This window comes from Collinsella aerofaciens, from assembly GCF_015557435.1.
Taxonomy (GTDB): domain Bacteria; phylum Actinomycetota; class Coriobacteriia; order Coriobacteriales; family Coriobacteriaceae; genus Collinsella; species Collinsella aerofaciens_Z.
This window is the reverse complement of record NZ_JADNOH010000008.1, coordinates 1-25,158: the sequence shown is the minus strand read 5'-3', so window position 1 is coordinate 25,158 and position 25,158 is coordinate 1. Positions and strand designations below refer to the sequence as shown.

Sequence of the window (25,158 nt, the reverse complement as noted above, 5' to 3'; positions counted from 1 at the left end):
TGGAATGATATTGGGACGTATATTTGGCTGCTTTTTAAGGCGGGAATAATAATCGGGTGATCAACTCTTTCTCGTTCCATATGAATTTAGCGCCTCCCGAATGAATGTAATGGGCGGCTCCGGAACCCCCGCTGTCCTGGCCTAGGGGAAACGGAATAGACGGACCGACCGTTCGACTTTGCCTGGGAAAGGATGTCGGGCGGTGGGCGGAGCATGGCCACCGGACTCATCGAACCGCATCTCCGCCATTCTTTCAACTGGGAAAACGGTGCCCCCGGGCTCTGGAGAGACTGCGGGGGGCGTTCGGCTAACTGCGGGTATGACCTATTTGCCCAATGTGTTCGCCTGAGATCGGAAATTAACTATCATGCGCCCCACAACGCTAGTCCAGCTTGGTGCCCGGTACTTGCGGTGCCTCTTTAAGCAACGCTTTGAGCTCGTTCAAAATTGAAACGGGCTGTCGGTCGACGGCGTCCAGATGAAGCGTGGCCACGCGAATGGGTGGTTGATATTCAAGCGACCCGATGAGCACGGGCGAGCCCAGGAACCGTTCGATTTCATCGGCGATCTCGTTGATCGCCTTGGGTTTAAGGTCATCGAAAAGTGCCACGAACGTTGGCCCTGTCGAGCGGAACAGGCGACCTTTACCGCGCGAACATTCCATGAGACAGGCGGCGCTTTCGGCCAAAACGCGATCGCCCGCATCAAAGCCAAAGCGGGCATTGACCTTGGCGATATCGTCGATCTTGATGGTGATAAAGCCTGCCTCGTGCGGTACGCGACGCATCTCCCCAATGGCGTTGACCAGAGCGTGGACATCGCCCAGGCCGGTCACGGAATCGGTCGTATCGGCCAGGCTGCGGTTGATGATAATGCCCACGTACATGTTGGGCTCGGTGTCGGTGCCGTCCAAGCGGTAGCCCGTGCAGTCGCAAAGCACGTACGTTCCGGTGGCATCCATCACGCGATACTGCATGTAATGGAAGTGCCACGATCCATTTACCACCATGTCGAGCTCGGAGCGCACGTTATCGCGGTCCTCGGGGTGGACACGAGCGAGCCACATGTCGACCGAGTTGAAGGGGTGCTGGGAAGGCAGGTCAAAATCGCGCACGGCATTGACCGACCATTGCGATTCGCCCGTATCGAGATTGAGGATAAACGGATAGCGCGTCTCGGAGCTCATAGAGATTGCTTGGAACACCCGGTCGTTGCAGGGAAGCTGATCGACGATTGGGCGTTGCGGCGCGTCATTGTCTTTCGGTTGCTGCACACGATGCATAAGCTTATAGCGATACATCTTGCGATCGGCATCCATCGTCATCTGGCGACGCGTGTCGCCGGCAAGTGGATCGACGCGCGAGCAGCCAAAGCTAAAGCTGGCGATCATGGGCGCCTTGCCACTTGAGCTCGCCTCGATCAGCCCGGCACGTACCCGCTCCAAGCGCTGCTCGAGTTCGGTCTCGTTTGCGGAGAGCGAGATGAGCACAAACTCGTCTCCACCGATGCGGAACAGCATCTCATCGTGCTCCATGGTTTCGGAGAGCGTGCGGCAGATGCTCAGAATATAGCGATTGCCTTCGGCGTGGCCAAACCTATCATTGCAATGTTTGAGATGGTCGATGTCAATATAGGCGCAGGTGAAGGGGTCACCTTTGTGCCAGAGCTGCTCGACGTGACGGTCGAGTCCGCCGCGGTTGCCCAAGTTGGTGAGCGGGTCGATATAGGCGTTGCTCTCAAGCAGCCGGCGCTCTTGTTGCAGGATGGCATGCGTCTTTTGCAGTTGCTCGCCAACGGCGCGCAGCTCAGCAGGCAGCGCGGCAACATCGAGTTCGGCGGTCGAGATGCCATTCGCAAGTCGCTGAAGATAGGCAATAATCGATTGCTCACCCAGGCGATATGACTCGTTCATGATGGATAACCTCCTTGGGCGGAACAACGGTTTGTATCATATCCCCAATTCGGTTTGAATTGGGGTAATAAGTTAGCTAATGGAGACAAATGCCCCCTTCGACGGTGGCGTTTTGCGCGCGAGCGTATCAGTTGTTATTGCCACCATCGAGCAATGCCTCAAAATCCTTCGCCGGCATGGGGCGGTAGTAGAGGAAGCCCTGAGCGTAGCGGGCACCCATGTGGCGTAGCATGTTCGCCTGCTCATCTGTCTCGACGCCTTCGATTACAATGGGCAGATGGAGCGACTGCGCCATCTCGAGCATCGATGACACGATCTGCGCGCTGCGGCCTTGATCGCGGTCGGTGGGCACAAAGGTGCGGTCGAGCTTGATGACGTCGACGTTGACGTTCTTGAGCATCGCGAGCGTGGACTGACCGGTGCCAAAATCGTCCATGTAGGTCGAGAAGCCGCGGGTGTGCAGGTCGGCCGTCAGTTTATCCACAGCCTCGGGCTCTCCGGTATAGGCAGTCTCGGTAATCTCGATGCGCATGAGCTCGGGCGATAGATTGTAGCTGGAGGCAAGCGCGCTCATATGCTCGGCGACATCGCAGGCAAGGATATCCACGCGCGACACGTTAAGCGAAATCGGAACCACGCGAAGCCCCTGGTCAAGGCGCTTGCGAAGCCACAAGGCAACGCCCTGCCAAATATATTTGTCGAGCGTCACCACAAAACCGCTTTCCTCGAGCGCCGGGATAAAGGAAACGGGCGGAATGAGGGTGCCGTCATTACCAATCCAGCGCGTGAGCGCCTCGGCACCAACAATCTCGCCGGTTTCCATGTCCACTTGGGGCTGCAGATAGTAGGTGATGCGGTCGTTGGAGAGCGCATATTGGAAATCGGTAAGGGTGTTGTGAAACGCAACCTCGTGGGCGTACTCCTGGGGGCTGAAAACGGCGATGCGGTCTTTAAAGTCATTTTTGGCGCGACGGTTGGCATACATGGCCTTTGCCTGAGCGTCGATGGTGATCTCCTCACGGGGATCGATGGGGTAGACGCCCATGGACGGCCAAAAACCCACGCCGTCGTCGTGCCTGGCAACCGCCTCGCGCACGCTGGCATAAATTCGATGAATCGTATCGCGGTCAAAGGGAGCGAGGATGCAAAAGTCGTCCATGCCCCAGTAGCCCGCAACGCCCATGCCCGCGTTCTCGATATCCTTAAGCACCGTGCCCACATCGGCAAGCACGCGGTCGCCCTCGGTTTGTCCGTGCCATTCGTTAAACAGGCGCATGTGTCCCATGTCGACGGTGGCAATGCACCATGCGCTGCCTTGTGCCGTCGACAGAAAGGCATTGGCGCGTCGCATAAACTCACTGGGGCGGTAGAGGCCGGTGAGCGGGTCGATGCGCTCGGCGATTGCGCCTTTGCGCTTGATTTCGGGAATGCAGGGACTGTCGTTGTGGAACGGTCCGTTTATGGCGCGAATGCGGCGGTCGAGTTCGTCCAAAACGTCCGGTGCCTGGTTAACAAGGCGCTCGTAGTAGACAGGCACGACCAGGCATGTGGGGGTGATGACGTCGCCGGCAATCTGGATGGGTTTTGAGACAACATGTTCCAAATCCCCAACGAGGTGATCGAAGGCATTGCGGTCAAAACTATCGGTAAGTACAACGAACTGCGCGCTGCGCGAGCGGAATACACGGCTTCTGCCGCGGATGAGCGAGAGCATGCGGCCGGCATACTCGGAAAGCATGGCATCGACGGCGTCGGCCCCATAGCGTTCATTGAGCTGCGTTGTACCGCGAACACGCACGGCGGCAAGGCCCATCCCGCGGTTATCGCGGCGGCAAGTATCAATGGCGCCGATCAACATGCGCTGGGTTCCAAGCCCTGTTGCGGGGTCAATCGTCTCGACCAGAGCGTGATTGACGAGTTCGCCAACGTAGAGCGAGGGCGTGTCTCCGTTTCCGTCGATGCGATAGCCTCGGACGCGACAAAGCACGTAATCGCCAGCAGCGTTGCGCACTCGATACTGCATGACGCGATAGTGCTTGGAGCCGTTGTAAATCTGGTTGATATCGTTGATATAGGCCTCGAGGTCATCGGGATGGACGCGCGTTTTCCAGTAATCGTGGCAGTTGTCTATATGCTCCGAAGGAAGACCGAAATCGCGCAAGGCGCCTTGTGACCAAAGGGTGCGATGCTTGTCCAAGTTCTCGATAAAGAAATATCGTCCCTCGTCAAGCATCGAGAAGGCGTCGAAGACACGGTCGCTGACTTCAAAATCGTCTGCATGAACTTGTTTGATATTGCGACGATCCAGGTGTACGGCATGGCGCAGCTTGTAGTCGTACATGCGGTGGTCGGCATCGAGCGTCATACGATCGGACGTTTCGCCCAGTTTTGGGTCGGCATGCGATACGCCATAGCTAAACGAGTGAGGCATCTCGGCGTCGTTGTTTTTGAGCAGCACCGAGCGGCAATGCTCAAGGCGCTCGGCAAGGTCGTCTTCGGTCGCGACGGTGGACAAGATTGCGAACTCGTCGCCACCCAGGCGAAACACCGCCTCGTCAACTTTGATATAGAGCTTAAGGTACAGGCTCACCTGCATAATGTAGCGGTTACCCTCGTCGTGACCGAAGGCGTCGTTGCAGTGCTTGAGGTTATCGATATCGATAAACGCCATGGTGACCGGCGTGCCCTGCTCCCAGAGCTCTTCCAACGAGCGGGTATAGCCGCCGCGGTTGCCAAGGCCGGTAAGTTGGTCGGTAAAGGCTGTCCTTACCAGGTCTTCCGGGCGCTCGAACAGGTCTTGAATGATCTTTTGGAGCGTCTCGGTATAGGTGTTGGCTGTGTTCATATGTGAGCGGCTTTCTGGGGTCGAGATGGCTTGCGTCGGATGTTTTTCTTGTCAATGTGACCTTCTGCGGTCTATGGACGCGTGAACTTTCGTCCCCGCCTTGTTTTGTCGATAGGCTGGATTGTTGTCTACTGTTTGGTGTTGTTGCCTAATGATGCGAACATCATTATAGGGGCGTGTTTGTATAAACATGGTCAGTCGGTAAAAATTAAACGCCGAGTGGTAGTGCTTGGTTTGCATTGGCAAATGTGACCGAGGCGGTATATGTTGACGGGTATACTTGTTCCGTTCAAAAGCATGAGGACGGGGATGGTTGCATGGCACTGCCAAGTAAGGCGCGCACGGTGGGTCTGGCACTCGAGGGCGGTGGCTACCGGGGCATGTATACGGCAGGCGTGCTCGACGTTTGGATGGAACATGGCCTGACCTGCGATCATATGGTGGGTGTCTCGGCAGGCGCCGCGTTTGGCTACAACTTTAAGTCGCGCCAGATTGGTCGCGCCATTCGTTACAACAAGGCCTATTGCGCTGACAAGCGCTATGCGAGCGTGACGAGCTGGCTGCGAACCGGCGACATGTTCAATGCCGAGTTTGCGTATCATGAGGTGCCTATCGAGCGCGATCCCATCGACTTAGATGCCTACCGCGCCAGTCCCATGAGGTTTACGTGCGTATGCACTGATATCGAGACAGGCGAGGCCGTCTACCATGACCTGCCTTACGGTGACGAGCGCGATATCGAGTGGATTCGTGCTTCGTCGGCGATTCCCGTGGCGACCAGGCCTGTTCGGATTGATGGGCATCGGTATTTGGATGGCGGCGTTGCGGACTCTATTCCCAGCGCCTGGCTGTTTGCTCAGGGCTACGATCGCAACGTGGTGGTGCTTACGCAGCCGGCGGGCTTTGTGAAGCAGCCCAACAGCGTGATGCCCATGCTGCGGCGCGTGTTCCACCACTATCCTGCTTTTGTTGCGGCGCTTGAGCATCGGCATGAAGTCTACAATGCCACGCTCGATGATCTGGCGCGCCGCGAGGCTGCCGGCGAGATCTTTGTGGTGCGGCCGAGCGAATCGGTAAAGGTGCCATCGCTATGTCGCGAGCCGGATGAGCTCGAGCGTATCTATCAGATTGGCCGGCGTGATGCGGAGACGACGCTGCCGGCGCTGGAGGCATACCTGGCAGGGTAGGGCGGTGACCGCTGGTTCGGCGGAAACCGTGTCCCGCTTTTTGGCCGCGGAACGGGATGCGGTTTCCCTATGAGAGCGGTTTGGGAAAGCGCGTCCCAGAATGAGCTTGAGAAGTGGGGCGCGTTTCCCAACGGGGCCCCTCGGGGAAACTGCGACCCAGAATTTGAGCTCGAAACGGGATGTGGTTTCCCAAACAGGCCTCTTGCGGAAAATACATCCCGGAATACCCGCTCGAAACGGGACGCTTTTCCAATCGAGGCTCCGCGGGAAACTGCGTCCCACCTTGAAGGGCAAAACTGGGATGCGGGTTCCGAGCGGAGAGCTCGGCAATGTTGCGCAACAACGGGCGAGCATTCGCCCTTAGCATGAGGACGAAAGGAAATGTGCCCGGCCTTCGCGCGGGCGCCATTCGAGGGGAGAGTCCATGTTCTGCCGAAATTGTGGGTCGAAAATCGAGGACGGGGCGAAGTTCTGCCCCGTCTGCGGCGAGTCCGTTACCGCCGCGATCGAGGGGGGGGTCGAGGCGCAGCCTGACGGCGCAGCGGCCCCAACGGACGAGATGCCGGCCGCGGGCATAAACGCACCAGCCAATGAGGCTGCGCCGGCGCCGGCCAAGGCCAAGCGCTCGAAGAAGCCCCTCGTGGTCGCCGCCGTCGTGGCCGCGCTGCTCGCCGCGGGTGGCGGCGCCGGCTACTACTTCGGCGTCTACGCCCCCGAGCAGGCCCGCGAGGCGGCCGAGCAGGAGGCGCTCGCGGCCAAGCACGCCGTGCGCTTCAGCGTCTCGGCACAGGGCTGGGACACCTCGGCAGGCGCGAGCAGGCTGCCGGTGCGCATCACTGGCAGGGAGGAGCGCGGCAAGAAGGTCGACGCCGTGCGCTACGTGGACAGCGACGGCGAGGGCGTCGAGCTCCGCCGCGGCAGCTACAAGGTGGAGGTCGCCGCCTCCCCCATCGCGGCCGACGGCACGGTCTATGCCGTCCCCGCTGAAAAGCTCAGCATCAAGCTGGGCGAGAAGGCAGACGGGAAGAAGGCAGTCGACGCGGGCGACGTGGCGCTGGAGCCGGTCGAGGCGTCCGAGGTGACCGACGACCAGATCGCCGCGGCGAAGAAGTACGCCGAGGAGGACGAAGGCGCCAAGAAGGCGGGCTTCGACTTCGACGCCGAGGCGCTCGCGGCCGCCGCGACCAAGCGCCGCGACGACGCCGTCGCCGCCAAGCAGGCCGAGGAGGAGGCTAGGCGCCAGGCGGAAGAAGAGGCGAAGAAGGCCGAAGAGGCAAAGCGGGCAAGGACGTTTGAGACCGACTACTTTACGATGGTCCTCCCCGACTGGTTCCCCATGGATTGGCTGGAATTCGAAACGACGCCCGACGCCCTTACCGCCAATGACGTTAAAGCGCAAGATGTTGCCTCGAAAGCGAACTTTACGGTATACGCAACCGATGGATCGCCGCGCGGCGCAGAGACCGCCTTCTCTAAGACGATTGGAAAGACATCATCGGGCAAGACTGTAGTGCTGTCCGGCGGACCTTACTGGGGATATGTTCAGGATGGATACCGCCCGCTTGGGATCAATTATGATTTCACGGGAGAAACGTACTGCAACCTCCTCGCATCCTGCATTACGCTGAAATAGCAGCCTGCCGCCACTCAAAACGACCCGCTTTCCTCCGTCCCCGGTGAATCCGGGACGCGGTTTCCCAAGGAGGCCCTTACGGAAAGCGTGTCCCGCTATTCAAGCTCGAAACGGGTCGCAGTTTCCCGACGGGGCCCCTCGGGGAAACTGCGACCCAGAATTTGAGCTCGAAACGGGATGTGTCCCACTTTTCGGCCGGAAACTGGGATGCCGTTTCCCGTTGGGCTTGTTTGGGAAAGTGTGTTCCACTTTTCGGCCGTGGAATGGGACGCAGTTTCCCATACGGCAGGGTTTCGGAAAGTGCGTCCCGGAATTTGCGCTCGGAACGGGACGCAGTTTCCCGTTGAGCCTCTATATGGAAAGCGCATCCCAGTTTGGACGTCCATTCTGGGATGCGCTTTCCGCTCTTGAAGAAATGAGGCTGCCCAGCAGCTGCTCGGCTTGCGTTTATGCCTGCTGCCAGGTGTCGACGAGCTCCTTCGCCGCAGCGTAGGGGTCGTCAGCGCTGCAGACGGCGCTCACCACAAAGAAGCCGTCGACGCCGGTGGACTTGAGCTGCGGCAGGTCGGCCGTCTTGACGCCGCCGCCAACCACGATGGGCACGGGGCTTGCCGCATGGAGCGCGGCCAGGTCCTCAAAGCTCTTGGTAATGATGGAGCCGTCGGCCGCGCGTCCGCAATCGCGCTTGGTCTCGGTCTCGTGGAGCGGGCCCACGCCCAGGTAATCGACCAGGCTCATGTCGGCAGTCTTGACGTACTCGAGCATCTCTTCGCAACGGGCCGAAAGACCCACGATGGCGTCGGGGCCCAGCAGCTTGCGGCAGACCTCGACGGGAATGTCGCTCTGGCCCACATGCACGCCGTCGACGGCGATGCCCTGCTCGCGCGCAGCAAGCACGCAATCCAGGCGGTCGTCGATGAGCAGGGCGACCTGACCGGTCTTGCCCGCACGGGCGATGGCCTGTGCGGCGTCGTCCGTCAGCGCGATAATCTCTCGCGCGCTTGCCACCTTGGAGCGCACCTGGATGCAGGTAAAGCCGGCGTCGAGCGCCTGGGCCACCACATCGCCCACGGGGCGACCGAGCGTGTTTTCGGGGCCGAGCACCAGATAGGCCGAGATATCAAGGTTGTCGCGGATGCTCATTATGCTTCCTCCTGCTTTTTGATCTGTGCTTCCATGCGCTCGAGCTTGCCGGTCATGGTGTCGGTAAATCCGGGGCGAATATCCGCCTTGAGCACGACTTCGGTGCGGATGCCCTTGTTTGCCAACGCAAAGGTGGCATCGCGCACGACCTGCATGACCTCGTCCCAGTCGCCTTCGATCTCGGTGAACATCGAGCTGGTGCGGTTGGGAAGGCCGCTCTCACGAATGACGCGCACGACCTCGGCGACCTCGGCGGAGAGCTCGTCGCCGGTGCCGCACGGGGCGATGGCCACGGCGACCAGCGTATTCATGCCGGTTTTGGTTGCGGACTCGGACATGCCCCTATGCCTCCTCGAGCTCGAGCTGGTTGTCGGCGATGTCCTGGGCAGTTGCACGGTAGAGCTCGTCGATAAAGGCGACCTTAAAGCTTGCCGGGGCATCGGCGACGGCGGCGGCACGCGTGCCGGCCACGTTGTAGACGGCGGTGCCGCAGACGGCTGCCGTAAACGGATCGGCGGCGCAGGCATATACGGCCAGCACGCCGCCCTGCGAGCAGCCGCAGCCGGTGATCTTGGACATGAGCGGGCTGCCGCCGTGTGACTTCGCCACGGTCGTGCCGTCGGTGATCAGATCGACCTCGCCCGAGACCACCACGGCGCCACCGGTGTAGCGGGCGAGTGCCACGGCGGCATCGCGGGCGGCGTCAACCGTATCGGTCGTGTCGACGCCTCGTACACGGCTCAGATCGGCCGCCTCGCCCTCAAGGCCCCACAGGCCGGCGAGCGCGATAATCTCGGAAGCGTTGCCGCGCACGATGGCGGGCTTGTACCGCTTGAGCTCGTTTACCAGCTGAGTACGCAGGCTGCCGATGCCCAGGCCCACCGGGTCGAGCACCCAGGGCTTGCCGGCATCGTGTGCCGCCTTGGCCGCGCGGGGAATCGTCTGCTCGTAGATGGGGAAGAGCGTGCCCATGTTGAGATAGATGGCGCCGCCGCCGGCAACGAGCGCCTCGCCCTCGTCGGGCAGATAGACCATGGCGGCCGAACCTCCCACGGCGAGCTGCGCGTTGGCGACAAAGTCAATCGTCACCGTGTTGGTGATGGAGCCTGCCATCGGGTTGGTGGCGCGAATCTCGTCCACGGCCTTGACCACTTGTTGCTTAAGCTGTTCCGAATCAATCACTGCACATGCCTCCTTGGCATAGAAAAGGGGCGCTGTGCATAGACAGCGCCCCTGTAAAGGCGGCATGCTCCCTACGCCAGCATTAACTGACAGGTTCAAAGGATTGGGCCCATTGCCCTCTCAGCCTTGTGGTTTGCACCGCCGGCACTCCCGCATCGAATCTGTTGTCCCCTATACTAGCGCACCTGCCAAAAAGGGTCAGGTTTATTTTGGCAGGTGCTAACCGGGGTGATGCGTTTTCCCAGATAAAACCTGCCAAAATAAACCTGTCCCTTTTTGGCAGGTCGGTACAATAGACGGGATGAGAATGACCGAGGGGACCTTATGATCAAACTTGTGCTGACCGATATGGACGATACGCTGATTCCGGCTGGGCAAGACGGCGCCAGCGACTATGCAATCGAAGGCATTCACGCCATGCAGGCGGCGGGCCTGCACTTTGGCCCGGTTTCGGGCCGTCAACCGTCCGCGATGGGCTGGATGTTTCGCAATCGCTCCGAGTGCTTTTCGACCGGCGCCTTTTGCAACGGGCAGGTGATGTTTGTCGACGGCGAGGTGGTCGCATCGCGCGCAACCGACAACGACGCCCTGATGCGCCTGGCCGACTACCTTGAGCAAGAGACCGACGATACGTATCTAAAGGTCTACAGCCTGGGTGATGACTTTTGGGACAACGATGCCTATTGCGTAACGCGCGACCCCGAGCGCGTGCGTCGTGCCATGGAGTCGGGTGGCAACGCGTGGCTCAAGGGCGAAGAGGCCCCGTGCCGCCCTGTTGTCGATGATGCCCCGGTATACAAGGCGAATATCTGGAGCGCCCGCTCGCGTGAGGAGCTCGCCGAGCTATGTGAGCGCGTTGCTGCCGAGGTGCCGGAGCTCTCGCTTGTGTTCCCCAATAACCGCGTGCGCCTGTTCGACATTCTTCCGGCTGGTTGGGACAAGGGCTGCGCTGCGCTGGAGCTGGCACGCGCCCTGGGCCTGACGCCCGACGAGGTGGCCGTGTTCGGCGATTCCGATAACGATTTGCCCATGATCGATGCCGTTCCCAACTCCGTTGCGGTCGCCAATGCCAACGAGGCTGTCACGGCTGCCGCGCGCTGGCATATCGGCGCTGCGGCAGACGATGCGGTTGCCGCAGCTTTGCACCAGATTGCTGCCTGTGCCGCAACGGGGGAGATGCCGCCGTTTATGCGTCAGACAGATGCGGCGGGTCCGCACGTCGCGAACGCCTAGGGAGGTCACTATGAAGCTCCAGCAGCTCAGATATGTTGTGAAGGTTGCCGAGTGCGGTAGCATTACCGAGGCCTCGCGCCGCCTCTTTGTGTCGCAGCCCTCGATCACCGCGTCGATTCGTGACCTCGAAAACGAGATGGGCGTGCACATCTTTGAGCGCACCAACAAGGGCGTTATCGTGTCCGAGGAGGGTGAGACCTTTTTGGGCTACGCGCGCCAGGTCCTCGACCAGGCCGATCTGCTCGAGGACAAATACAAAGGTGCGTCTGAGCAGGTGCCGCATTTTAGCGTGAGCTGCCAGCATTATTCCTTTGCCGTCAATGCGTTTGTCGACGTGATTCGCGAGTTCGATGCCGCGCGCTACGACTTTACCCTGCGCGAGGAGCAGACCCACGAGATTATCGAGGATATCGCACACATGAAAAGCGAGCTGGGCATCCTGTACCTGTCCGAGCACAATCGCGAGGTTATCGAGCGTATGCTGGCGGCCAATGAGCTCGTATTCGAAGGGCTCTTCTGCGCCACGCCGCATGTTTTCGTGTGCGCCGACCACCCGCTGGCGGGCCGCTCCAGCGTGACGCTTGAGGACTTGGAAGACTACCCGTTCCTGTCCTACGAGCAGGGCAGCTACAACTCGTTTTACTATTCCGAGGAACTGACCTCGACGTTTGAGCGCCGCAAGAACATTCGCGTGCGCGACCGCGCGACGCTGTTCAACCTGGCCATGGGCCTCAACGGCTACACGGTATGCTCGGGCGTGATCAGCCACGAGCTCAACGGCCCCGGCATTACCTCGATTCCGCTCGATGTGGACGAGTACATGGAGATTGGCATCATCACGCGCAAGAACACAACGCTCACGCGCTACGGTCAGGCCTATATCGATGCAATCCGCCAGCATATTTAGCTGGTGCTGATCGTGCGCGGGGACGCGCGCCTGGCGTTTGCCATATAGATAATTTCTATGACAAACAGTAATAAACGCATATTTTACGATGACGGCAAGGACGCTCATACTCTGTCTCGGTAAAGCAACCAACCTCAAAAGGGAGACACCTATGAGCACTTCGACCCAGCTAAACGCGCCGTTTCGCGCCGATATCGTCGGCAGCTTTCTTCGTCCGCAGACCGTAAAGGATGCCCGCGCCGCCTACGCCGCGGGTGCGCTCGATGACGCCGGTCTTAAGGCCGTTGAGGACGAGGCCATTCGCGACTTGGTGGCCAAGCAGAAGGCCGCCGGCCTGCAGGTTATCACCGATGGCGAGTTTCGTCGCAGCTACTGGCACCTCGATTTTATGTGGGGGCTCAACGGCATTGAGCGCCGTACCTCGCGTACCGGTTATATGTTCCACGACGAGGAGACCACGGCCGATACCGCTGTGGTGACCGGCCCCATCAGCGGCGAGAACCACCCGTTCGTTGCGCACTTTAAGTTTGTCAAAGCGCTTGAGGGCGAGGGCCAGGTCGCGCGCCAGACCATTCCGGCACCGATCCAGACGTTCTCCGAGGTCACGCTCGATCGCTGCGACGGCCAGCAGGAGAGCCTGCGCGCCGTCTATAAGACCGACGAGGAACTCGTCGATGCCATCGCGGCTGCCTATCGCACCGTGATTGCCGACCTGTACGCTGCGGGCTGCCGCAACATCCAGTTCGATGACTGCACCTGGGGTATCTACTGCGATACCGATTTTGTCGCCAAAACTGGTATGAGTGAGGTCGATCTGCAAAAGGTGAGCGAGCTGGGCGTGGCGCTCAACAATGCGGCTATCGAGGGAAAGCCTGATGACCTGGTCATTAACACGCACGTGTGCCGTGGTAATTACCACTCCACGTATGCCTTCGAGGGTGGCTATGACCCCATTGCACCGTTCCTGTTCGCGCACGAGGATGTCGATGCGTTCTATCTGGAGTTTGACACGCCCCGCGCCGGTGGTTTTGAGCCTCTCAAGTACGTTGCTCCTGGCAAGAAGGTTGTGTTGGGCCTGGTGACCACCAAAGCCGCCGAGCTTGAGGACGAGGATGCCATTGTTGAGCGTATTCACGAGGCAGCAAAGTATGTGCCGCTCGAGAATCTGTACCTGTCGCCCCAGTGCGGCTTTGCGAGCTGCGAGATTGGCAACAAGCTGACCGAAGACGAACAATGGGCAAAGATTGCGCTGGTCAAGCGCATTGCCGAGCGCGATTGGAAGTAGGCGTCGACAACGCGGTTGACGGCGTCGGTTTAATTGAGAGCCGCCACGGGACCCATGCTCGTGGCGGCTATTTTAATGCGTCAGTATCCAGTGGATGCCGAGCGCCATGCGCAAATCGGTTTGCGCAAAATGATTGCCGGGGTTGAGTCCCAACGTTGTTGGAATGCCACGCTCGACGAGTAACTTTTCCATCGCGCGCGTGTCGTCGAGCACGTGTCCCATCATGCGGTTGGGCGTCTTGGTTTCCTTTTTACCGAGCGACAGGTAGACGGCTTGCGGGTTGCTGACAAACGGCTCCGTGCTGGCACGATCGACAAAGTGGGGAAACCACAGCGACCCCGATGCGCTCGCGGCGCGGTCAAAGGCGTCGGTTTGCCAGAGGGCCCAAAGCGCGAAAAGGCCTGCGAGCGAGTAGCCGGCAATGCCGCGCCAGACGGGCGGCTGGGGAAGCGATGACTCGGCCTGCGGTATAATCTGGCTCAGCAACTCATCAAGAAAACCGGCAGCCTGACCGCCGAAAGGCTCGGCATCGCGTACAGTTCCATCGCATGCCCAGGGGCTCAGCTCGCGATTCCAATCGAGCCCGCCAATGGCAACGAGCGTAAACGGCGGACAGTCGAGCTCTTGGCAGCGGACATAGACATCACTGCCGTCGCCCATAACCACGGGGAGGTAGATAACGGGTGCACCTTCCGTATGTCCTGAATAAACAGTAATCCGCTTTTGGTGCGTTTCCATGGCAAACTTCTCTCAACGTGGTGACATCGATGCCACGATTGTCGCACGTCAGCGTGCAACTGACCGTCAAAAGAAAGGCGCGGAGCCGCATCGAGCGGCTCCGCGCCTTGTTGTTTTACTTTAGCGTCCTTGCCGCTACGCCACGAAGAAGTAGACGAGGAAGGCGAGGGCAGCGATCCACATGAGCGGCTTGATCTTGGAAGCCTTGCCCTTAAAGAGCGCGACGACCACGTAGGCGATGAAGCCCAGGCCGATGCCGGCGGAGATGGAGTAGGTGAAGGGCACGCCCGCGACGATCATAAACGCCGGGAAGCCCTGCGAGACATCAGACCAGTCGATCTCGGAGGCCTCGCTCATCATGAGGTAGCCAACGTAGACCAGGGCGCCGCAGGTGGCGGCGCTGGAAACGATGGAGACGACGGGGGAGAAGAATGCGGCGAGGATAAACAGCACGCCGGTAGTGACGGAGGTGAGGCCCGTGCGGCCACCGTCGGCGGCGCCAGAGGTGGACTCGACGAAGGTGGTGATGGAGGAGACGCCCATAAAGCCACCGGCAGCGGCGGCCACGGAGTCAACGACCAGGATGGGGCGGATATCCTCGACATTGCCGTCCTCGGTCAGGAACTCGCCCTGCTTGGCGACGGCCATGGCGGTGCCCATGGTGTCGAAGAAGTCGCTCATGAGCAGCGAGAAGGCAACGACGAGCAGCATCGGGTCGGTCAGGACCTTCACGATGGCAAGATTGCCGTCGGCGGTGCTGGCAAACGGAGCGCCAAAGGTCGAGAAGTTGAGCGGGGCGATGAGGCCCTCGGGGGCGTGGGTAACGCCCAGCGGGATACCGGCGATAACGGCGACGATGATGCCGATGAGCAACGAGCCCGGCACGTTGCGGGAAGCCAGGGCAACCGTCACGATGATGGAGATGATGCCGACGATAAAGGTGGGGGAGGTGATGTCGCCCAGGCCGACGAGCGTACCGGCGCCAGCGGTGATGATACCGGCGTCGCACAGGCCGATCATGGCGATGAACAGGCCCAGGCCAACCGAGATGGCGTGGCGCAGGACGACGGGGATGGCGTCCATGATGGCCTCGCGCAGGCCACAAAGGACGAGCAGCAAGATGACGACACCCTCGAGGAAGATAACGCTCATGGCCACGTGCCAGTCACCGCCGCACATGGTGGTGGTGATGCCCGCGATCATGGCGTTGATTCCCAGACCCGACGCGCAGGCGAGGGGGCGGTTGGCGAAGATGCCCATGCAGATGGTCATGATGCCAGCGCCCAGGCAGGTGGCGCAGGCGAGCGCTCCCGTATCGATGCCGGCGCCCGAGAGTACCGCGGGGTTGACGGCGATGATGTAGGCCATCGCCAGGAATGTTGTCAGTCCAGCGCGAAGTTCGGTTCCGATTGTGGACTTGCGCTCACTGACGTGAAAAAGTTCGTCCATGCATACCCTTTCCTTGTTCGGCCCCGAGTTTAGGCCGATTGACACGAACTCACCTACTATATCGCCTTTGTAAGATTGGCGTTCCCCACATGTTGATGTTCGGCGCAATGTAGCAGACGGGCGGTATTTTCCGTATGAAAATGTGTAGGTACCGTATACTTAAGCCGTTACAACGACCCCTATGGAGGAACGTATGATTAAAGAGCTCTGCCACGACGAGGCTATTCTGTCCCAGCGTTGCGAGGTCGCGACCGTCGAGGATGAGTCGGTGGCTCAAGATCTGATCGATACCATCAAGTCGCTCGACGATGCCGGCTGCCTTGCCGCCAACCAGATCGGCATCACCAAGAAGGTCTGCGTCTACCTGGACGATGCCGGCGAGCCCCATGTGCTCTACAACCCCCGTCTGGTGTTTGGCCTGGGCGCCAGCAAGATGGAGGAGAGCTGCCTGACGCACGAGGAGATCACCAAGTCCACGCGCTACATCAAGTGCAAGGTCGCCTTTGACGTGATCGTCGACGGCAAGATGCGCGAGCGCAAGCAAGACTTTGTCGGCTTCGAGGCACAGATGGTCCAACATATGATCGACCATTGTCTAGGAAAGTTGGTCTAAGGGGACCAAAGCACCGCACCTTGCCGCTCAATCGTCGCTCGCGTACCTTAAGTACGCTTCGCTCCTTTTTCGTGGCAATCTGCGGCACTTTGACCCCTTAGACGACCTGCGGGGTTGACTTGGTTGAGTTTATCTTGCTTGTATAAGCCCGGGCGTGACATTGTTGTCATGTCCGGGCTTCTTTGTTTAGCGCCCTGTTGTTTGGTGACAATGAACCTAGCAAGAACGTTTAGCTAGGAGGCGCTATGTGCACGAGCATTCGATTTACCGATAATTCCGGCCATATGTATTTGGGTCGCAACCTCGACTGGAGTTTTGGCTATGGCCAGCAGGTCCGCGTGATGCCGCGCGGGTTCCACATTCCGTATTCGTTTATGGATGACGCGACGGCCGCGCACGCGGTAATCGGTATGTGTATTGATTACAAGAACTACCCTATGTATTTCGACTGCGGTAACGATGCGGGACTGGCCGTGGCGGGACTTAACTTTCCCGGCTATGCCGAGTATGCCGAGGGCCCTGTCGAGGGCAAGACCAATATCGCGGCCTACGAGTTTCCCCTATGGGTGGCGGCGACGTTCTCGACGGTCGATGAGGTCGAGGCCGCGCTGCGCGACACGGTGATTGTCGCCAAGTCTGCCGGCGAGGGGCTGGGCGTATCGCTGCTCCACTGGATTATCGGCGATGGCCAGCGTAGCATTGTGGTCGAGATGATGGCCGACGGCCTGCATGTGTACGATGACCCGGTCGACACCCTTGCCAACCAGCCGACCTTCCCGTGGCACATGGAAAACCTGCGTACCTACATCACCGCCACGAACGATTTTCCGCAGACGGCAACGTGGCGCGGCGCCGAGCTCAAGCCCTATGGCGCCGGCGCCGGCATGCGCGGCATTCCCGGTGACTGCTATTCGCCGAGCCGTTTTGTAAAGGCGGCGTACCTTAACGCCAATTACCCACAAAAAGACAGCGAGGCCGAGAACGTCATTCGCATGTTCCGCACGCTCGAGGGCGTGGCGATGATCGAGGGTGCGTCCAAGATGGGTGATGGCAAGTTCGAGAAGACTATCTACACCGGATGCTTTAGCGCACGTACGGGCAATTACTATTACGCAACGTACGATGACCCGTCGATTCGCTACGTGAGCCTGATGGATGCCGAGGGCGCGAGCCCCGATAAGCTCGTGGCTCCCGAGCCGCGACGCTCGTAGTCTTCCGGTCCGATGCAACGCAAAACGGCCCTGCATCTCGTGGCGAGATGCAGGGCCGTTATCGTTGATAGCTGACGGTGTTTTAGAAGTTGGCGTCGTTGAGCTGGGTGCTCTCGAGACCGTCGAGCTGCTGCTGTTCGGGCGTGTCGGCGACGCTTTCGAGCTGCTCGGTGGGGTCGACATTCATGCTCTTGCCGGCCTCGTTGCCGTTGACCAGGTCGTCCGAGAAGATATCGACTTCCATTTCCTCGGCCTCCTCGACCTGAACCTCGAGCGGAACCTGGGTGCGTACCAGCTTGACTGCCGGACGCATGCGGGCAAAGAGCGGCACGTACTCGATGATGATTGCCGAGTTCTCAAGACCATACCAACGTGCCGGGCTTCCGCAGGCGCGACGGACGGCATACTTGATGGCCATGACGCGGTGGTCGTTGCGGTTGATGTCCGTCTCGGGGGCGAGCATCTTGCGCAGCATGCAAAAGCGGAAGTCACCCACGTTGCCGCGCGTCTCGTAGATAGAGTAGGTGTGGTGCTGCGGTGGCAGCTCTCCCGAAGCCATCAGGTCACCGACGATCTGGCGCAGATAGGCGTTGACGCGCTGGTTGACCTTAAAGCCCAAGTTCAAGCGCACGCGGAACAGGAAGTCCGTGCCAAAGGTCTCGACGGAATACTCGTGCGTATAAGGCTCGTCGGTAACGTGCACGTTGATGAACCAATATGCCTTGGCGCGCTTGGGGTGCTTGTCCAGGATGGAATAGAGCACATCGCGGTCGAGCGTGAGCGGGTCGGGGCTGTTGGTAAGGAACACCAGGTTGTCGGCGAGTACGGGGTAGGTCTCATCGTTGCGCAGGCGATTGAGCTGGTCGATGTACTTGGAGACGGGCAGCAGAATCGTCTGCGTACGCTCGATGGCGGTACCGCGGCGCCACACATACATAAGGCCAAACAGCAGTGCGGCCAAAAAGATCATCACATAGCCGCCGTCAAAGAACATGGTGAGGCACGAAGCGAAGAAGCAAAGCTCAATGGCGCCAAAGAGCAGGGCGAAGACGCAAGCGCCCAGCTTGTGCTTGAGGATGCCGGCGATGTAGCTCGTCAAAAGCGTCGTGGTCATGAGCATGGTCACGGTAATGGCGAGACCGTAGGCGCTCTCCATGCGCTCGGAGTTTTGGAACAGCAGCACAATAAAGATGCAGCCGACCCACATGATGTTGTTGACGAGCGGAATATAGAGCTGACCCTTGGTGTCGCTGGGGTAGTGGATGCGCAGGTGCGGCATGAGGTTGAGGCGGGTTGCCTCGGATACCAGCGAGAACGAGCCGGTGATAAGCGCCTGCGAGGCGATGATGGCCGCCACGGCCGAAAGTACGATGGCAAAGGGGCGCAGAGCCTCGGGAAGCATCATGTAGAACGGGTTGACGATATCCATCGCGAGCATCTGGGGGTTGGAGTTATTGGCAAGCAGCCAAGCTCCCTGGCCCAGATAGTTGAGGATGAGGGCCGCCTTAACGAACGGCCAAGATGCGTAGATGTTGGCCTTGCCCACGTGGCCCATGTCCGAATAGAGCGCCTCGGCACCGGTCGTCGACAGGAAGACAAAGCCGAGCACCATAATGCCCGAGTGGTTGATGGGCGAGAACAGGAACATGATGCCGCGGATGGGGTTGAGCGCGCGCAAGATGGACAGGTTGCCGAGCATGTTGAACAGGCCGGCGCCTGCCAGGAACAGGAACCACAGCGTCATGAGCGGGCCGAACAGCTTACCGATCGACGAGGTACCGGCGCGCTGCATGGCAAATAGGCCGCAGATAATGATGATGGTGATGATGATGACGTTGGTCTGGCCGTCGCCCAAAAGCGCGTGGCCCCACTCGATAGTGCGCAAGCCCTCGATGGCCGTGGTAACCGTGACGGCGGGGGTGAGGATGCCGTCGGCGAGCAGCGCCGCGCCGCCGATCATGGCGGGGAGAATCAGCCATGGCGCCACCTTGCGCACGAGACTGAACAGGGCGAAGATGCCGCCTTCGTTGTGGTTGTCGGCCTTCATGGCGATTACCACGTACTTGACCGTGGTCACGAGCGTCATGGTCCAGATGACGAGCGAAAGCGCGCCCAGGATCATGTCCTCGCTGACGGTGCCGATGCCGCCGTTGTTGGCGACGATTGACTTCATGGTGTACATGGGGCTCGTGCCGATGTCGCCGTAGACGACGCCGAGCGTAACGAGCAGCATACCAGCGGAGAGGGGGATGGCTCCGTGCCCGCCCTGACTCTGCTGGTCTTGGAGACTTGTCTCCAGTTTGTTGTGTGCCACGTGGACTCCCTTAGACATCTGGTTTCTGCCGAGGGCAGATAACCTTTATGCCGTCTTTATACATATAAGAGCAGTTTGGCACATCGGAGTGTTTTAGACAATAATCCCCAGCTGGGGAGTAGCTGCCTGCACGGGCGACATTTCAAAACAGGGACACACTCGCTGGGCGATTTGCTGCAACGTGATAGTCGCGGACGCGTCCTGCTTTGAAACATGAAGAGGGGCTGTTAGGCGCGCACTGCCTGAGCGATGCTGCCCTTGGCGCTTGCGCGTCTGCCGGCGAGTTCGCAGAAGATCGCTCCGCCGATGATCAGCGCGGCTCCCATCAGACGGATGGGCGTCATGGCCTCGCCCAAAAGGGCGACGGAGAAGACGACGGCCGAAAGCGGCTCGAGGTAGCCGACGACGGCGACGGTCTGTACGGGCAGTTTGGCGACGGCGCTAAAGTAGAGCAGGCAACCGAGCCCGGTGTTGATGATACCGAGCATGGCGACGGCGCGCCAATCGATGCCGGTGGCAATGCTGGGGGAGAAAAACGAGGGGACGCCTTGCGTGATGAGCGTGAGAACCAGCGCGGTCGCAAAGGCGGCGCTCACCTGGAGGGTGGAGTTCTCGAGGCCCTCGATGTGCGGTGCCCCCTTGCTGGCGATGACCATCAGCGCATAGCAGAAGGCCGAGGCGATGCCGCACGCGATACCTGCGATGGGCATATTGCCGCCGAGGCCTTGGGCCGCGATGAGGAAGGCACCGCAGGCGACGGCTATGAAGCCGGTGATTTTACTGCCGGTCAGCTTCTCACCAAAAATGAGCGGGGAGAGGGCCATAACGATGATGGGGCCGCAGTAATACAGCAGCGAAGAGATGCCAACGCCGATCGTCTGGTAGGCGCGGAACAGGAATATCCAGCTGGCACCCAGCGCGGCGCCCGAGAGGATAAGGGCTGCGGCTTCGCGGGGACGAGACGGTGCCTGCAACTTATGGCGTTGCGTAGCGACGAGGATGATAACGAGTGAGAGCGCACCCAAAAACGTTCGCAGGAGCACGATATCGGAGCTCGGCAGCGCGATCGCAGCGGCGATGATGCCGTTGGAGCCAAACAGCAGCAATGCTGCTAAGTATGTAAGCAATCCGTTGTTCATACACTGTCATCCCCTCTATATCCGTGCAAGTCCACTATGGAGTAGCGGGCAATAGAAGAAAAGCGAATATAATGCATAGGAGACATGACAAATACTCATGCAAGGACGGGGCGTGCCGTGGAGACCAATATCCAAAAGATGCAAGTACTGCTCGAGACCGTGCGTGCCGGCAGCTTTACGCGCGCCGCTGAGCGCCTGAGCTATTCGCAGTCGGGCGTGAGCCGTATGGTGGGCGATCTTGAGGCCGACTGGGGTTTTAAGGTGCTCGATCGCAGCCGCGAGGGTGTGGTGCTTTCTGCCGACGGGCGGCAGGTCATGCCGGCGGTCGAGGCGTTGTGCGAAGAGTTTGGCCGTCTGCAGCGACGTGTGGACGAGATGCGCGGGCTTATGCGCGGCAAAATCTGTATCGGTACGTTTTCGAGTGTGGCGACCCATGTGCTGCCACCGGTCATCGCACGGTTTCGCGCCGATCACCCGGATGTCGATTACGAACTGCTGATGGGTGACTACTCCGAAATTGAGCAATGGGTGGCGGAAGGCCGATGCGACCTGGGCTTTATTCCGCGCGAGCCACGCGGCGTAGGTATGACGTCGCGGCCGTTGGTGCAAGACGAGCTGATGGCTGTGGTGCCAGTGAGCTCTCCGCTTGCCGCCGCGGAGGCCCTTTCTCTTGCCGATTTGGTCAACGAGCAGTTTATCCTGCTGGAACGCGGTAGTGACGACGAGATTACGCCGCTGTTTCGCCGTGCGGGCCTAACGGTGCACTCTAAGCTGTCGACCTGGGATGACTATGCGATCATGGCCATGGTCGAGGACGGATTGGGCGTGAGTGTTCTTCCGGCACTCATCTTGCGCCGCTGTCAGTTTGATGTCGCTATCCGGCCGCTGGAGGGGCATCCTCATCGGCAAATCAATGCCATATATCGCACGGCCGACGTTTCGCTTGCGGCGGCTCGTTTTCTCAAATACCTCTAATGGTGCACACTGTTATCTGCTCTGGAGCAAATCTTGGAACTTGGAGCATTTCTTTGTGAAATTGAACTTTCGTACTATGTGCCGCGCTATACTGCTGCCTAAATTGAACTCAGGTTCAATTCGTGTTCTATAAATTGAACTTTGCCAGCAAGGAGGTTCTAGTGGCCCAAGAAACGTTTAGCGATCGCCTGCGACAGGCTATGTCCGATCGCGACGTTCGCCAGTCGGACGTGATCCGCGCATCGGAGATGCTCGGCAAAAAACTCGGCAAGAGTCAGATGAGCCAATATGTGAGCGGCAAGACGATCCCGCGGCGCGATGTGGCAGAGCTGCTCGCCCGTATTTTGGAGGTCGATGTTACCTGGCTGCTCGCCGGTGACGCCGACCAAGGCGAGACGCCCTCGTCCCATAACGTTGCCAAATCCGAACCTAGTCCCACGGCTCAAATTGCAAGGAGCACTACCATGCGCACTTTCTCTAAATCCACCAAGCTCGATAACGTCCTGTATGACGTGCGCGGCCCCGTCGTCGACGAGGCTGCCCGCATGGAGGACGAGGGCGAGCGCATCCTCAAGCTTAATATCGGCAACCCGGCGCCTTTTGGTTTCCGCACGCCCGATGAGGTCATTAAGGACATGCGCCAGCAACTGCCCGACTGCGAAGGCTATTCCAACTCGCGCGGCCTGTTCTCTGCGCGCAAGGCGATTATGCAGTACTCGCAGATCAAGGGCCTGCCCAACGTTCAGATGGAGCACATCTACACGGGCAACGGCGTGTCCGAGCTCATTCAGCTTTCGATGCACGCGCTGCTCGACAATGGCGACGAGATTTTGATCCCCAGCCCCGACTATCCGCTGTGGACGGCGTGCGCAACCCTTGCCGGCGGTCATCCCGTGCACTATCTGTGCGATGAGCAGGCGGATTGGTATCCCGACCTGGAGGATATGGAGTCCAAGATCACGAGCGCGACCAAGGCACTCGTCATCATCAACCCCAACAACCCCACGGGCTCGGTCTATCCGCGCGAGGTGCTCGAAGGCATCGTCGAGATCGCGCGCAGGCATCAGCTGATGATTTTTGCCGACGAGATCTACGACCGTCTGTGCATGGACGGCTACGAGCACGTCTCGATTGCTTCGCTCGCTCCCGACCTGCCCTGTGTCACCTTTAGCGGCCTGTCCAAGTCGCACATGATCGCGGGCTATCGTATTGGCTGGATGGTGCTTTCGGGCAACCAGCGTTGCATGAGCGACTTTATTATGGGCATCAACATGCTTTCGAACATGCGCCTGTGCTCCAACGTCCCGGCTCAGTCGATCGTTCAGACGGCGCTTGGCGGCCATCAGTCGGTTAACGACTACATCCGCCCGGGTGGTCGTGTCTACGAGCAGCGTAACTTTGTGTACGAGGCACTCAGCAAGATCGATGGCATCTCGGTGGTCAAACCGCGCGCGGCGTTCTACATCTTCCCCAAGATGGATGTGAAGAAGTTCAACATCACCGACGACGAGCAGTTTGCCCTTGACCTGCTGCACGAGAAGAAGATCCTGATCACGCGCGGCGGCGGCTTTAACTGGGCCGAGCCCGACCACTTCCGCATCGTGTACCTGCCGCGCATGGAAGTGCTCAAAGAGTCTCTCGAAGACCTCGCCGACTTCTTCGACCATTATCGTCAGAGCTAATGGGATAGAAGCTCCGCACTATGAAAAGCTCCCTGCAGTTGCTTGGCTGCAGGGAGCTTTTTCGAATCGGCGCTAAATTACTATTCCATAACAGTGGTCGATTTCGTGTTGGATGATCTCGGCGGTGTAGCCCGAGAAGTTCTTGATGCGGCGGACGAAGTTCTCGTCCAGATACTCCACCTTAATGCGGCGATAGCGGGTGCAAGGGCGCTCACCGACGAGCGAAAGGCATCCTTCGCTCGTCTGGTAGGCGTTGACCTGCTCAAGAATCTGCGGGTTGTACATGAGCATCGACTTGCTGCCGTCCTTTACGCAGATGATGCGTTTGCGTACGCCGATCATGTTGGCGGCAAGTCCCACGCACTCATGCTCGTGTTCGTGCAGCGTGTCCAGAAGATCCTGCCCGGTCGCGGCATCTTCGGGGCCGGCGTCCTCGGAGGGCAGGCGTAAAAAGAACTCGGACTTCATGATGGGTTTGATCATGGCGGGCTCCTTATGGTGGGCGTTTGATTTAAGCCATGATACCGCGACATGTCGCATTAATGTGTGCACATAGATTCTGCAGCTAGATTGACGGACGACACCATAAACTAATGGACGTTTTGCCGAGAGGCATGATTTATAAGCGCAAAAGAGTGCGCGACGGGCCCCGCGAATGGGGCGATGATGCCCGAGAGGGCCAAGAAGGAGTCTCATGTCTGAGAACGAAGAGATCATGAACGAGACCGAGAACGAGACCATGGCTGCCGAGGTTGAGGCAGTCGAGACCGTGGAGACCGAAGCTGCCGAGGTTGAGGCTGCTGACGAGGTTTCCGCCGAGGAGGAGGCCGAGGTTGTCGAGGCCGCCGTTGATTACGATGACGAAGAGCTGATGGACAAGATGCAGAAGGCCGCCCGCCTGCTGCGCAGCCGTCGCTTTGCTATTTCCAAGGAGGAGGAGGCCAAGGCCGAGCGCATGGCGAACATCGAGCGTGCCATTAAGCTCCTTGACCTCAAGCCCAAGATGGAGCAGAAGGAGATGTCCGACCTGCTGGGCATGCGCCTCCGTGAGCTCGATGGCCTGATGGCCGAGGCCGAGGCTGCCGACTTGGTCGGTCGCATCGACGACGCCGAGGGCGACATGCGCAAGATCGTCGTCTTCGCTGCCGAGGATGCTGCCGAGGGCCTGACCGAGCTTGCCAACAAGAAGGAGAAGCTGCTGCCCGAGCTTTCTTACGAGGAGGCCACCGAGCTCATGGCTGCCCTCGATAAGGTTATCGCCCCGCTCGTCGCCATGGGCCTGGACGAGGACCGCGGTCCTCGCGGCGGTCGCGACGATCGCGGTGGCCGTGGCGGCGACCGTGGCGGTCGTGGCGGCTTTGGCGATCGCGGTGGCCGTGGCGGCGACCGTGGCGGTCGCGGTGGCGATCGCGGCGGCCGTGGTGGCTTTGGTGACCGTGGCGGCGACCGTGGCGGTCGTGGCGGCTTCGGCGGCAACCGTGGTGGCTATGGCGACCGCGGTGGCAACCGTGGTGGCTTCGGCGGCAACCGTGGCAACGACCGTGGCGGTCGCGGTGGCGATCGTGGCGGCCGCAACGGCGGCGGCTTCCGCGGCAACCGTTTTTAGGGGTTACGCGGTTCTACGAACCGCGTAACTAGTTGACGCTGCGCGCCCGCCAGAGCGACAACTTGTCATTCAAAGAGGACGGCATGACCAGAAGGTCTATGCCG

Annotated in this window: 20 protein-coding genes and 1 riboswitch; of the genes, 10 read left to right on the top strand and 10 right to left on the bottom strand. The window is 59.8% G+C overall.

What is annotated here, in order from left to right; all coding sequences use genetic code 11:
• Nucleotides 1–382 precede the first annotated feature (382 nt).
• Nucleotides 383–1,912, bottom strand: a complete 1,530-nt coding sequence (locus I2G43_RS00845; RefSeq protein ID WP_195534726.1) for a diguanylate cyclase domain-containing protein — start codon at nucleotides 1,910–1,912, stop codon at nucleotides 383–385.
• A 127-nt stretch (nucleotides 1,913–2,039) separates the two neighbouring features.
• Nucleotides 2,040–4,757: an EAL domain-containing protein gene (locus I2G43_RS00840; protein WP_195534725.1), complete on the bottom strand. Its 2,718-nt coding sequence runs from the start codon at nucleotides 4,755–4,757 to the stop codon at nucleotides 2,040–2,042.
• Nucleotides 4,758–5,074: 317 nt separating this feature from the next.
• On the opposite strand from I2G43_RS00840, the gene I2G43_RS00835 reads away from it, so the two are divergent.
• On the top strand, nucleotides 5,075–5,944 hold the full coding sequence (locus tag I2G43_RS00835) for a patatin-like phospholipase family protein (RefSeq protein ID WP_195534724.1): 870 nt from the start codon (nucleotides 5,075–5,077) through the stop codon (nucleotides 5,942–5,944).
• Between the two features lie 424 nt (nucleotides 5,945–6,368).
• Complete coding sequence (locus I2G43_RS00830; protein WP_195534723.1) at nucleotides 6,369–7,577, top strand: zinc ribbon domain-containing protein; 1,209 nt, start codon at nucleotides 6,369–6,371, stop codon at nucleotides 7,575–7,577.
• A 447-nt stretch (nucleotides 7,578–8,024) separates the two neighbouring features.
• On the opposite strand, the gene I2G43_RS00825 is transcribed toward I2G43_RS00830, so the two are convergent.
• From I2G43_RS00825 to thiM, 3 genes are read right to left on the bottom strand one after another with little or no spacing between them, the layout of a single operon-like run.
• Nucleotides 8,025–8,720, bottom strand: coding sequence for a thiamine phosphate synthase (locus I2G43_RS00825; protein WP_195534722.1), 696 nt, complete (start codon nucleotides 8,718–8,720; stop codon nucleotides 8,025–8,027).
• Nucleotides 8,720–9,058, bottom strand: a complete 339-nt coding sequence (locus tag I2G43_RS00820) for a thiamine-binding protein (protein ID WP_229071414.1) — start codon at nucleotides 9,056–9,058, stop codon at nucleotides 8,720–8,722. Before I2G43_RS00820 ends, I2G43_RS00825 begins: the two co-directional genes overlap by 1 nt.
• Before the next feature lie 4 nt (nucleotides 9,059–9,062).
• Nucleotides 9,063–9,902: a hydroxyethylthiazole kinase gene (gene thiM, locus I2G43_RS00815; RefSeq protein WP_195534721.1), complete on the bottom strand. Its 840-nt coding sequence runs from the start codon at nucleotides 9,900–9,902 to the stop codon at nucleotides 9,063–9,065.
• Between the two features lie 51 nt (nucleotides 9,903–9,953).
• Nucleotides 9,954–10,064: riboswitch (TPP riboswitch) on the bottom strand.
• A gap of 162 nt (nucleotides 10,065–10,226) precedes the next feature.
• Here thiM and I2G43_RS00810 point away from each other — a divergent pair.
• The 3 genes from I2G43_RS00810 (at nucleotide 10,227) to I2G43_RS00800 (ending at nucleotide 13,327) form a co-directional block, all read left to right on the top strand.
• Nucleotides 10,227–11,135 carry an HAD-IIB family hydrolase gene (locus I2G43_RS00810; protein ID WP_195534720.1) on the top strand — a complete coding sequence of 303 codons (909 nt, stop codon included), beginning with the start codon at nucleotides 10,227–10,229 and terminating at the stop codon, nucleotides 11,133–11,135.
• Between the two features lie 10 nt (nucleotides 11,136–11,145).
• Nucleotides 11,146–12,042, top strand: coding sequence for a LysR family transcriptional regulator (locus I2G43_RS00805; protein ID WP_195534719.1), 897 nt, complete (start codon nucleotides 11,146–11,148; stop codon nucleotides 12,040–12,042).
• Nucleotides 12,043–12,193: 151 nt separating this feature from the next.
• Nucleotides 12,194–13,327 carry a 5-methyltetrahydropteroyltriglutamate--homocysteine S-methyltransferase gene (locus I2G43_RS00800; RefSeq protein WP_195534718.1) on the top strand — a complete coding sequence of 378 codons (1,134 nt, stop codon included), beginning with the start codon at nucleotides 12,194–12,196 and terminating at the stop codon, nucleotides 13,325–13,327.
• 72 nt (nucleotides 13,328–13,399) lie between these two features.
• Here I2G43_RS00800 and I2G43_RS00795 read toward each other — a convergent pair whose 3' ends face one another.
• Both I2G43_RS00795 and I2G43_RS00790 read right to left on the bottom strand, forming a co-directional pair.
• Nucleotides 13,400–14,065 (bottom strand): alpha/beta hydrolase, encoded by a 666-nt coding sequence (locus I2G43_RS00795; RefSeq protein ID WP_195534717.1) that lies wholly within the window; start codon nucleotides 14,063–14,065, stop codon nucleotides 13,400–13,402.
• 135 nt (nucleotides 14,066–14,200) lie between these two features.
• Nucleotides 14,201–15,514 carry an NCS2 family permease gene (locus I2G43_RS00790; protein ID WP_195534716.1) on the bottom strand — a complete coding sequence of 438 codons (1,314 nt, stop codon included), beginning with the start codon at nucleotides 15,512–15,514 and terminating at the stop codon, nucleotides 14,201–14,203.
• Nucleotides 15,515–15,707: 193 nt separating this feature from the next.
• Here I2G43_RS00790 and I2G43_RS00785 point away from each other — a divergent pair, with 193 nt between their 5' ends.
• Nucleotides 15,708–16,127, top strand: coding sequence for a peptide deformylase (locus I2G43_RS00785; protein WP_195534715.1), 420 nt, complete (start codon nucleotides 15,708–15,710; stop codon nucleotides 16,125–16,127).
• A gap of 245 nt (nucleotides 16,128–16,372) precedes the next feature.
• A complete protein-coding gene (gene bsh, locus I2G43_RS00780; RefSeq protein WP_195534714.1) occupies nucleotides 16,373–17,338 on the top strand; it encodes a choloylglycine hydrolase in 966 nt (321 codons plus the stop codon).
• An 82-nt stretch (nucleotides 17,339–17,420) separates the two neighbouring features.
• Here the strand turns inward: bsh and I2G43_RS00775 are convergent, their stop codons facing one another.
• Both I2G43_RS00775 and I2G43_RS00770 read right to left on the bottom strand, forming a co-directional pair.
• Nucleotides 17,421–19,670: a KUP/HAK/KT family potassium transporter gene (locus I2G43_RS00775; RefSeq protein ID WP_195534713.1), complete on the bottom strand. Its 2,250-nt coding sequence runs from the start codon at nucleotides 19,668–19,670 to the stop codon at nucleotides 17,421–17,423.
• A 209-nt stretch (nucleotides 19,671–19,879) separates the two neighbouring features.
• A complete protein-coding gene (locus tag I2G43_RS00770) occupies nucleotides 19,880–20,791 on the bottom strand; it encodes a DMT family transporter (protein ID WP_195534712.1) in 912 nt (303 codons plus the stop codon).
• Between the two features lie 117 nt (nucleotides 20,792–20,908).
• On the opposite strand from I2G43_RS00770, the gene I2G43_RS00765 reads away from it, so the two are divergent.
• Nucleotides 20,909–21,766: a LysR family transcriptional regulator gene (locus tag I2G43_RS00765; protein WP_324249469.1), complete on the top strand. Its 858-nt coding sequence runs from the start codon at nucleotides 20,909–20,911 to the stop codon at nucleotides 21,764–21,766.
• A gap of 200 nt (nucleotides 21,767–21,966) precedes the next feature.
• Entirely contained in the window at nucleotides 21,967–23,448 is a 1,482-nt protein-coding gene (locus tag I2G43_RS00760; RefSeq protein ID WP_324249470.1) for an aminotransferase class I/II-fold pyridoxal phosphate-dependent enzyme, read from the top strand.
• A gap of 72 nt (nucleotides 23,449–23,520) precedes the next feature.
• On the opposite strand, the gene I2G43_RS00755 is transcribed toward I2G43_RS00760, so the two are convergent.
• Nucleotides 23,521–23,931, bottom strand: a complete 411-nt coding sequence (locus I2G43_RS00755) for a peptide deformylase (RefSeq protein ID WP_195534710.1) — start codon at nucleotides 23,929–23,931, stop codon at nucleotides 23,521–23,523.
• 211 nt (nucleotides 23,932–24,142) lie between these two features.
• Here I2G43_RS00755 and I2G43_RS00750 point away from each other — a divergent pair, with 211 nt between their 5' ends.
• Nucleotides 24,143–25,054, top strand: a complete 912-nt coding sequence (locus I2G43_RS00750) for a hypothetical protein (protein ID WP_195534709.1) — start codon at nucleotides 24,143–24,145, stop codon at nucleotides 25,052–25,054.
• Nucleotides 25,055–25,158 lie beyond the last annotated feature (104 nt).

Excerpts from the sequence above, each read along its gene's own strand:
- I2G43_RS00760 (WP_324249470.1), top strand. The coding sequence starts at position 21,967 with ATGTCCGATCGCGACGTTCGCCAGTCGGACGTGATCCGCGCATCGGAG.
- I2G43_RS00830 (WP_195534723.1), top strand. The coding sequence starts at position 6,369 with ATGTTCTGCCGAAATTGTGGGTCGAAAATCGAGGACGGGGCGAAGTTC.
- I2G43_RS00775 (WP_195534713.1), bottom strand. The coding sequence starts at position 19,670 with ATGTCTAAGGGAGTCCACGTGGCACACAACAAACTGGAGACAAGTCTC.
- I2G43_RS00790 (WP_195534716.1), bottom strand. The coding sequence starts at position 15,514 with ATGGACGAACTTTTTCACGTCAGTGAGCGCAAGTCCACAATCGGAACC.
- I2G43_RS00845 (WP_195534726.1), bottom strand. The coding sequence starts at position 1,912 with ATGAACGAGTCATATCGCCTGGGTGAGCAATCGATTATTGCCTATCTT.
- I2G43_RS00810 (WP_195534720.1), top strand. The coding sequence starts at position 10,227 with ATGATCAAACTTGTGCTGACCGATATGGACGATACGCTGATTCCGGCT.
- I2G43_RS00800 (WP_195534718.1), top strand. The coding sequence starts at position 12,194 with ATGAGCACTTCGACCCAGCTAAACGCGCCGTTTCGCGCCGATATCGTC.
- I2G43_RS00840 (WP_195534725.1), bottom strand. The coding sequence starts at position 4,757 with ATGAACACAGCCAACACCTATACCGAGACGCTCCAAAAGATCATTCAA.
- I2G43_RS00755 (WP_195534710.1), bottom strand. The coding sequence starts at position 23,931 with ATGATCAAACCCATCATGAAGTCCGAGTTCTTTTTACGCCTGCCCTCC.
- I2G43_RS00835 (WP_195534724.1), top strand. The coding sequence starts at position 5,075 with ATGGCACTGCCAAGTAAGGCGCGCACGGTGGGTCTGGCACTCGAGGGC.
- I2G43_RS00825 (WP_195534722.1), bottom strand. The coding sequence starts at position 8,720 with ATGAGCATCCGCGACAACCTTGATATCTCGGCCTATCTGGTGCTCGGC.
- I2G43_RS00785 (WP_195534715.1), top strand. The coding sequence starts at position 15,708 with ATGATTAAAGAGCTCTGCCACGACGAGGCTATTCTGTCCCAGCGTTGC.
- I2G43_RS00795 (WP_195534717.1), bottom strand. The coding sequence starts at position 14,065 with ATGGAAACGCACCAAAAGCGGATTACTGTTTATTCAGGACATACGGAA.
- I2G43_RS00750 (WP_195534709.1), top strand. The coding sequence starts at position 24,143 with ATGTCTGAGAACGAAGAGATCATGAACGAGACCGAGAACGAGACCATG.
- I2G43_RS00805 (WP_195534719.1), top strand. The coding sequence starts at position 11,146 with ATGAAGCTCCAGCAGCTCAGATATGTTGTGAAGGTTGCCGAGTGCGGT.
- I2G43_RS00820 (WP_229071414.1), bottom strand. The coding sequence starts at position 9,058 with ATGTCCGAGTCCGCAACCAAAACCGGCATGAATACGCTGGTCGCCGTG.
- I2G43_RS00770 (WP_195534712.1), bottom strand. The coding sequence starts at position 20,791 with ATGAACAACGGATTGCTTACATACTTAGCAGCATTGCTGCTGTTTGGC.
- bsh (WP_195534714.1), top strand. The coding sequence starts at position 16,373 with ATGTGCACGAGCATTCGATTTACCGATAATTCCGGCCATATGTATTTG.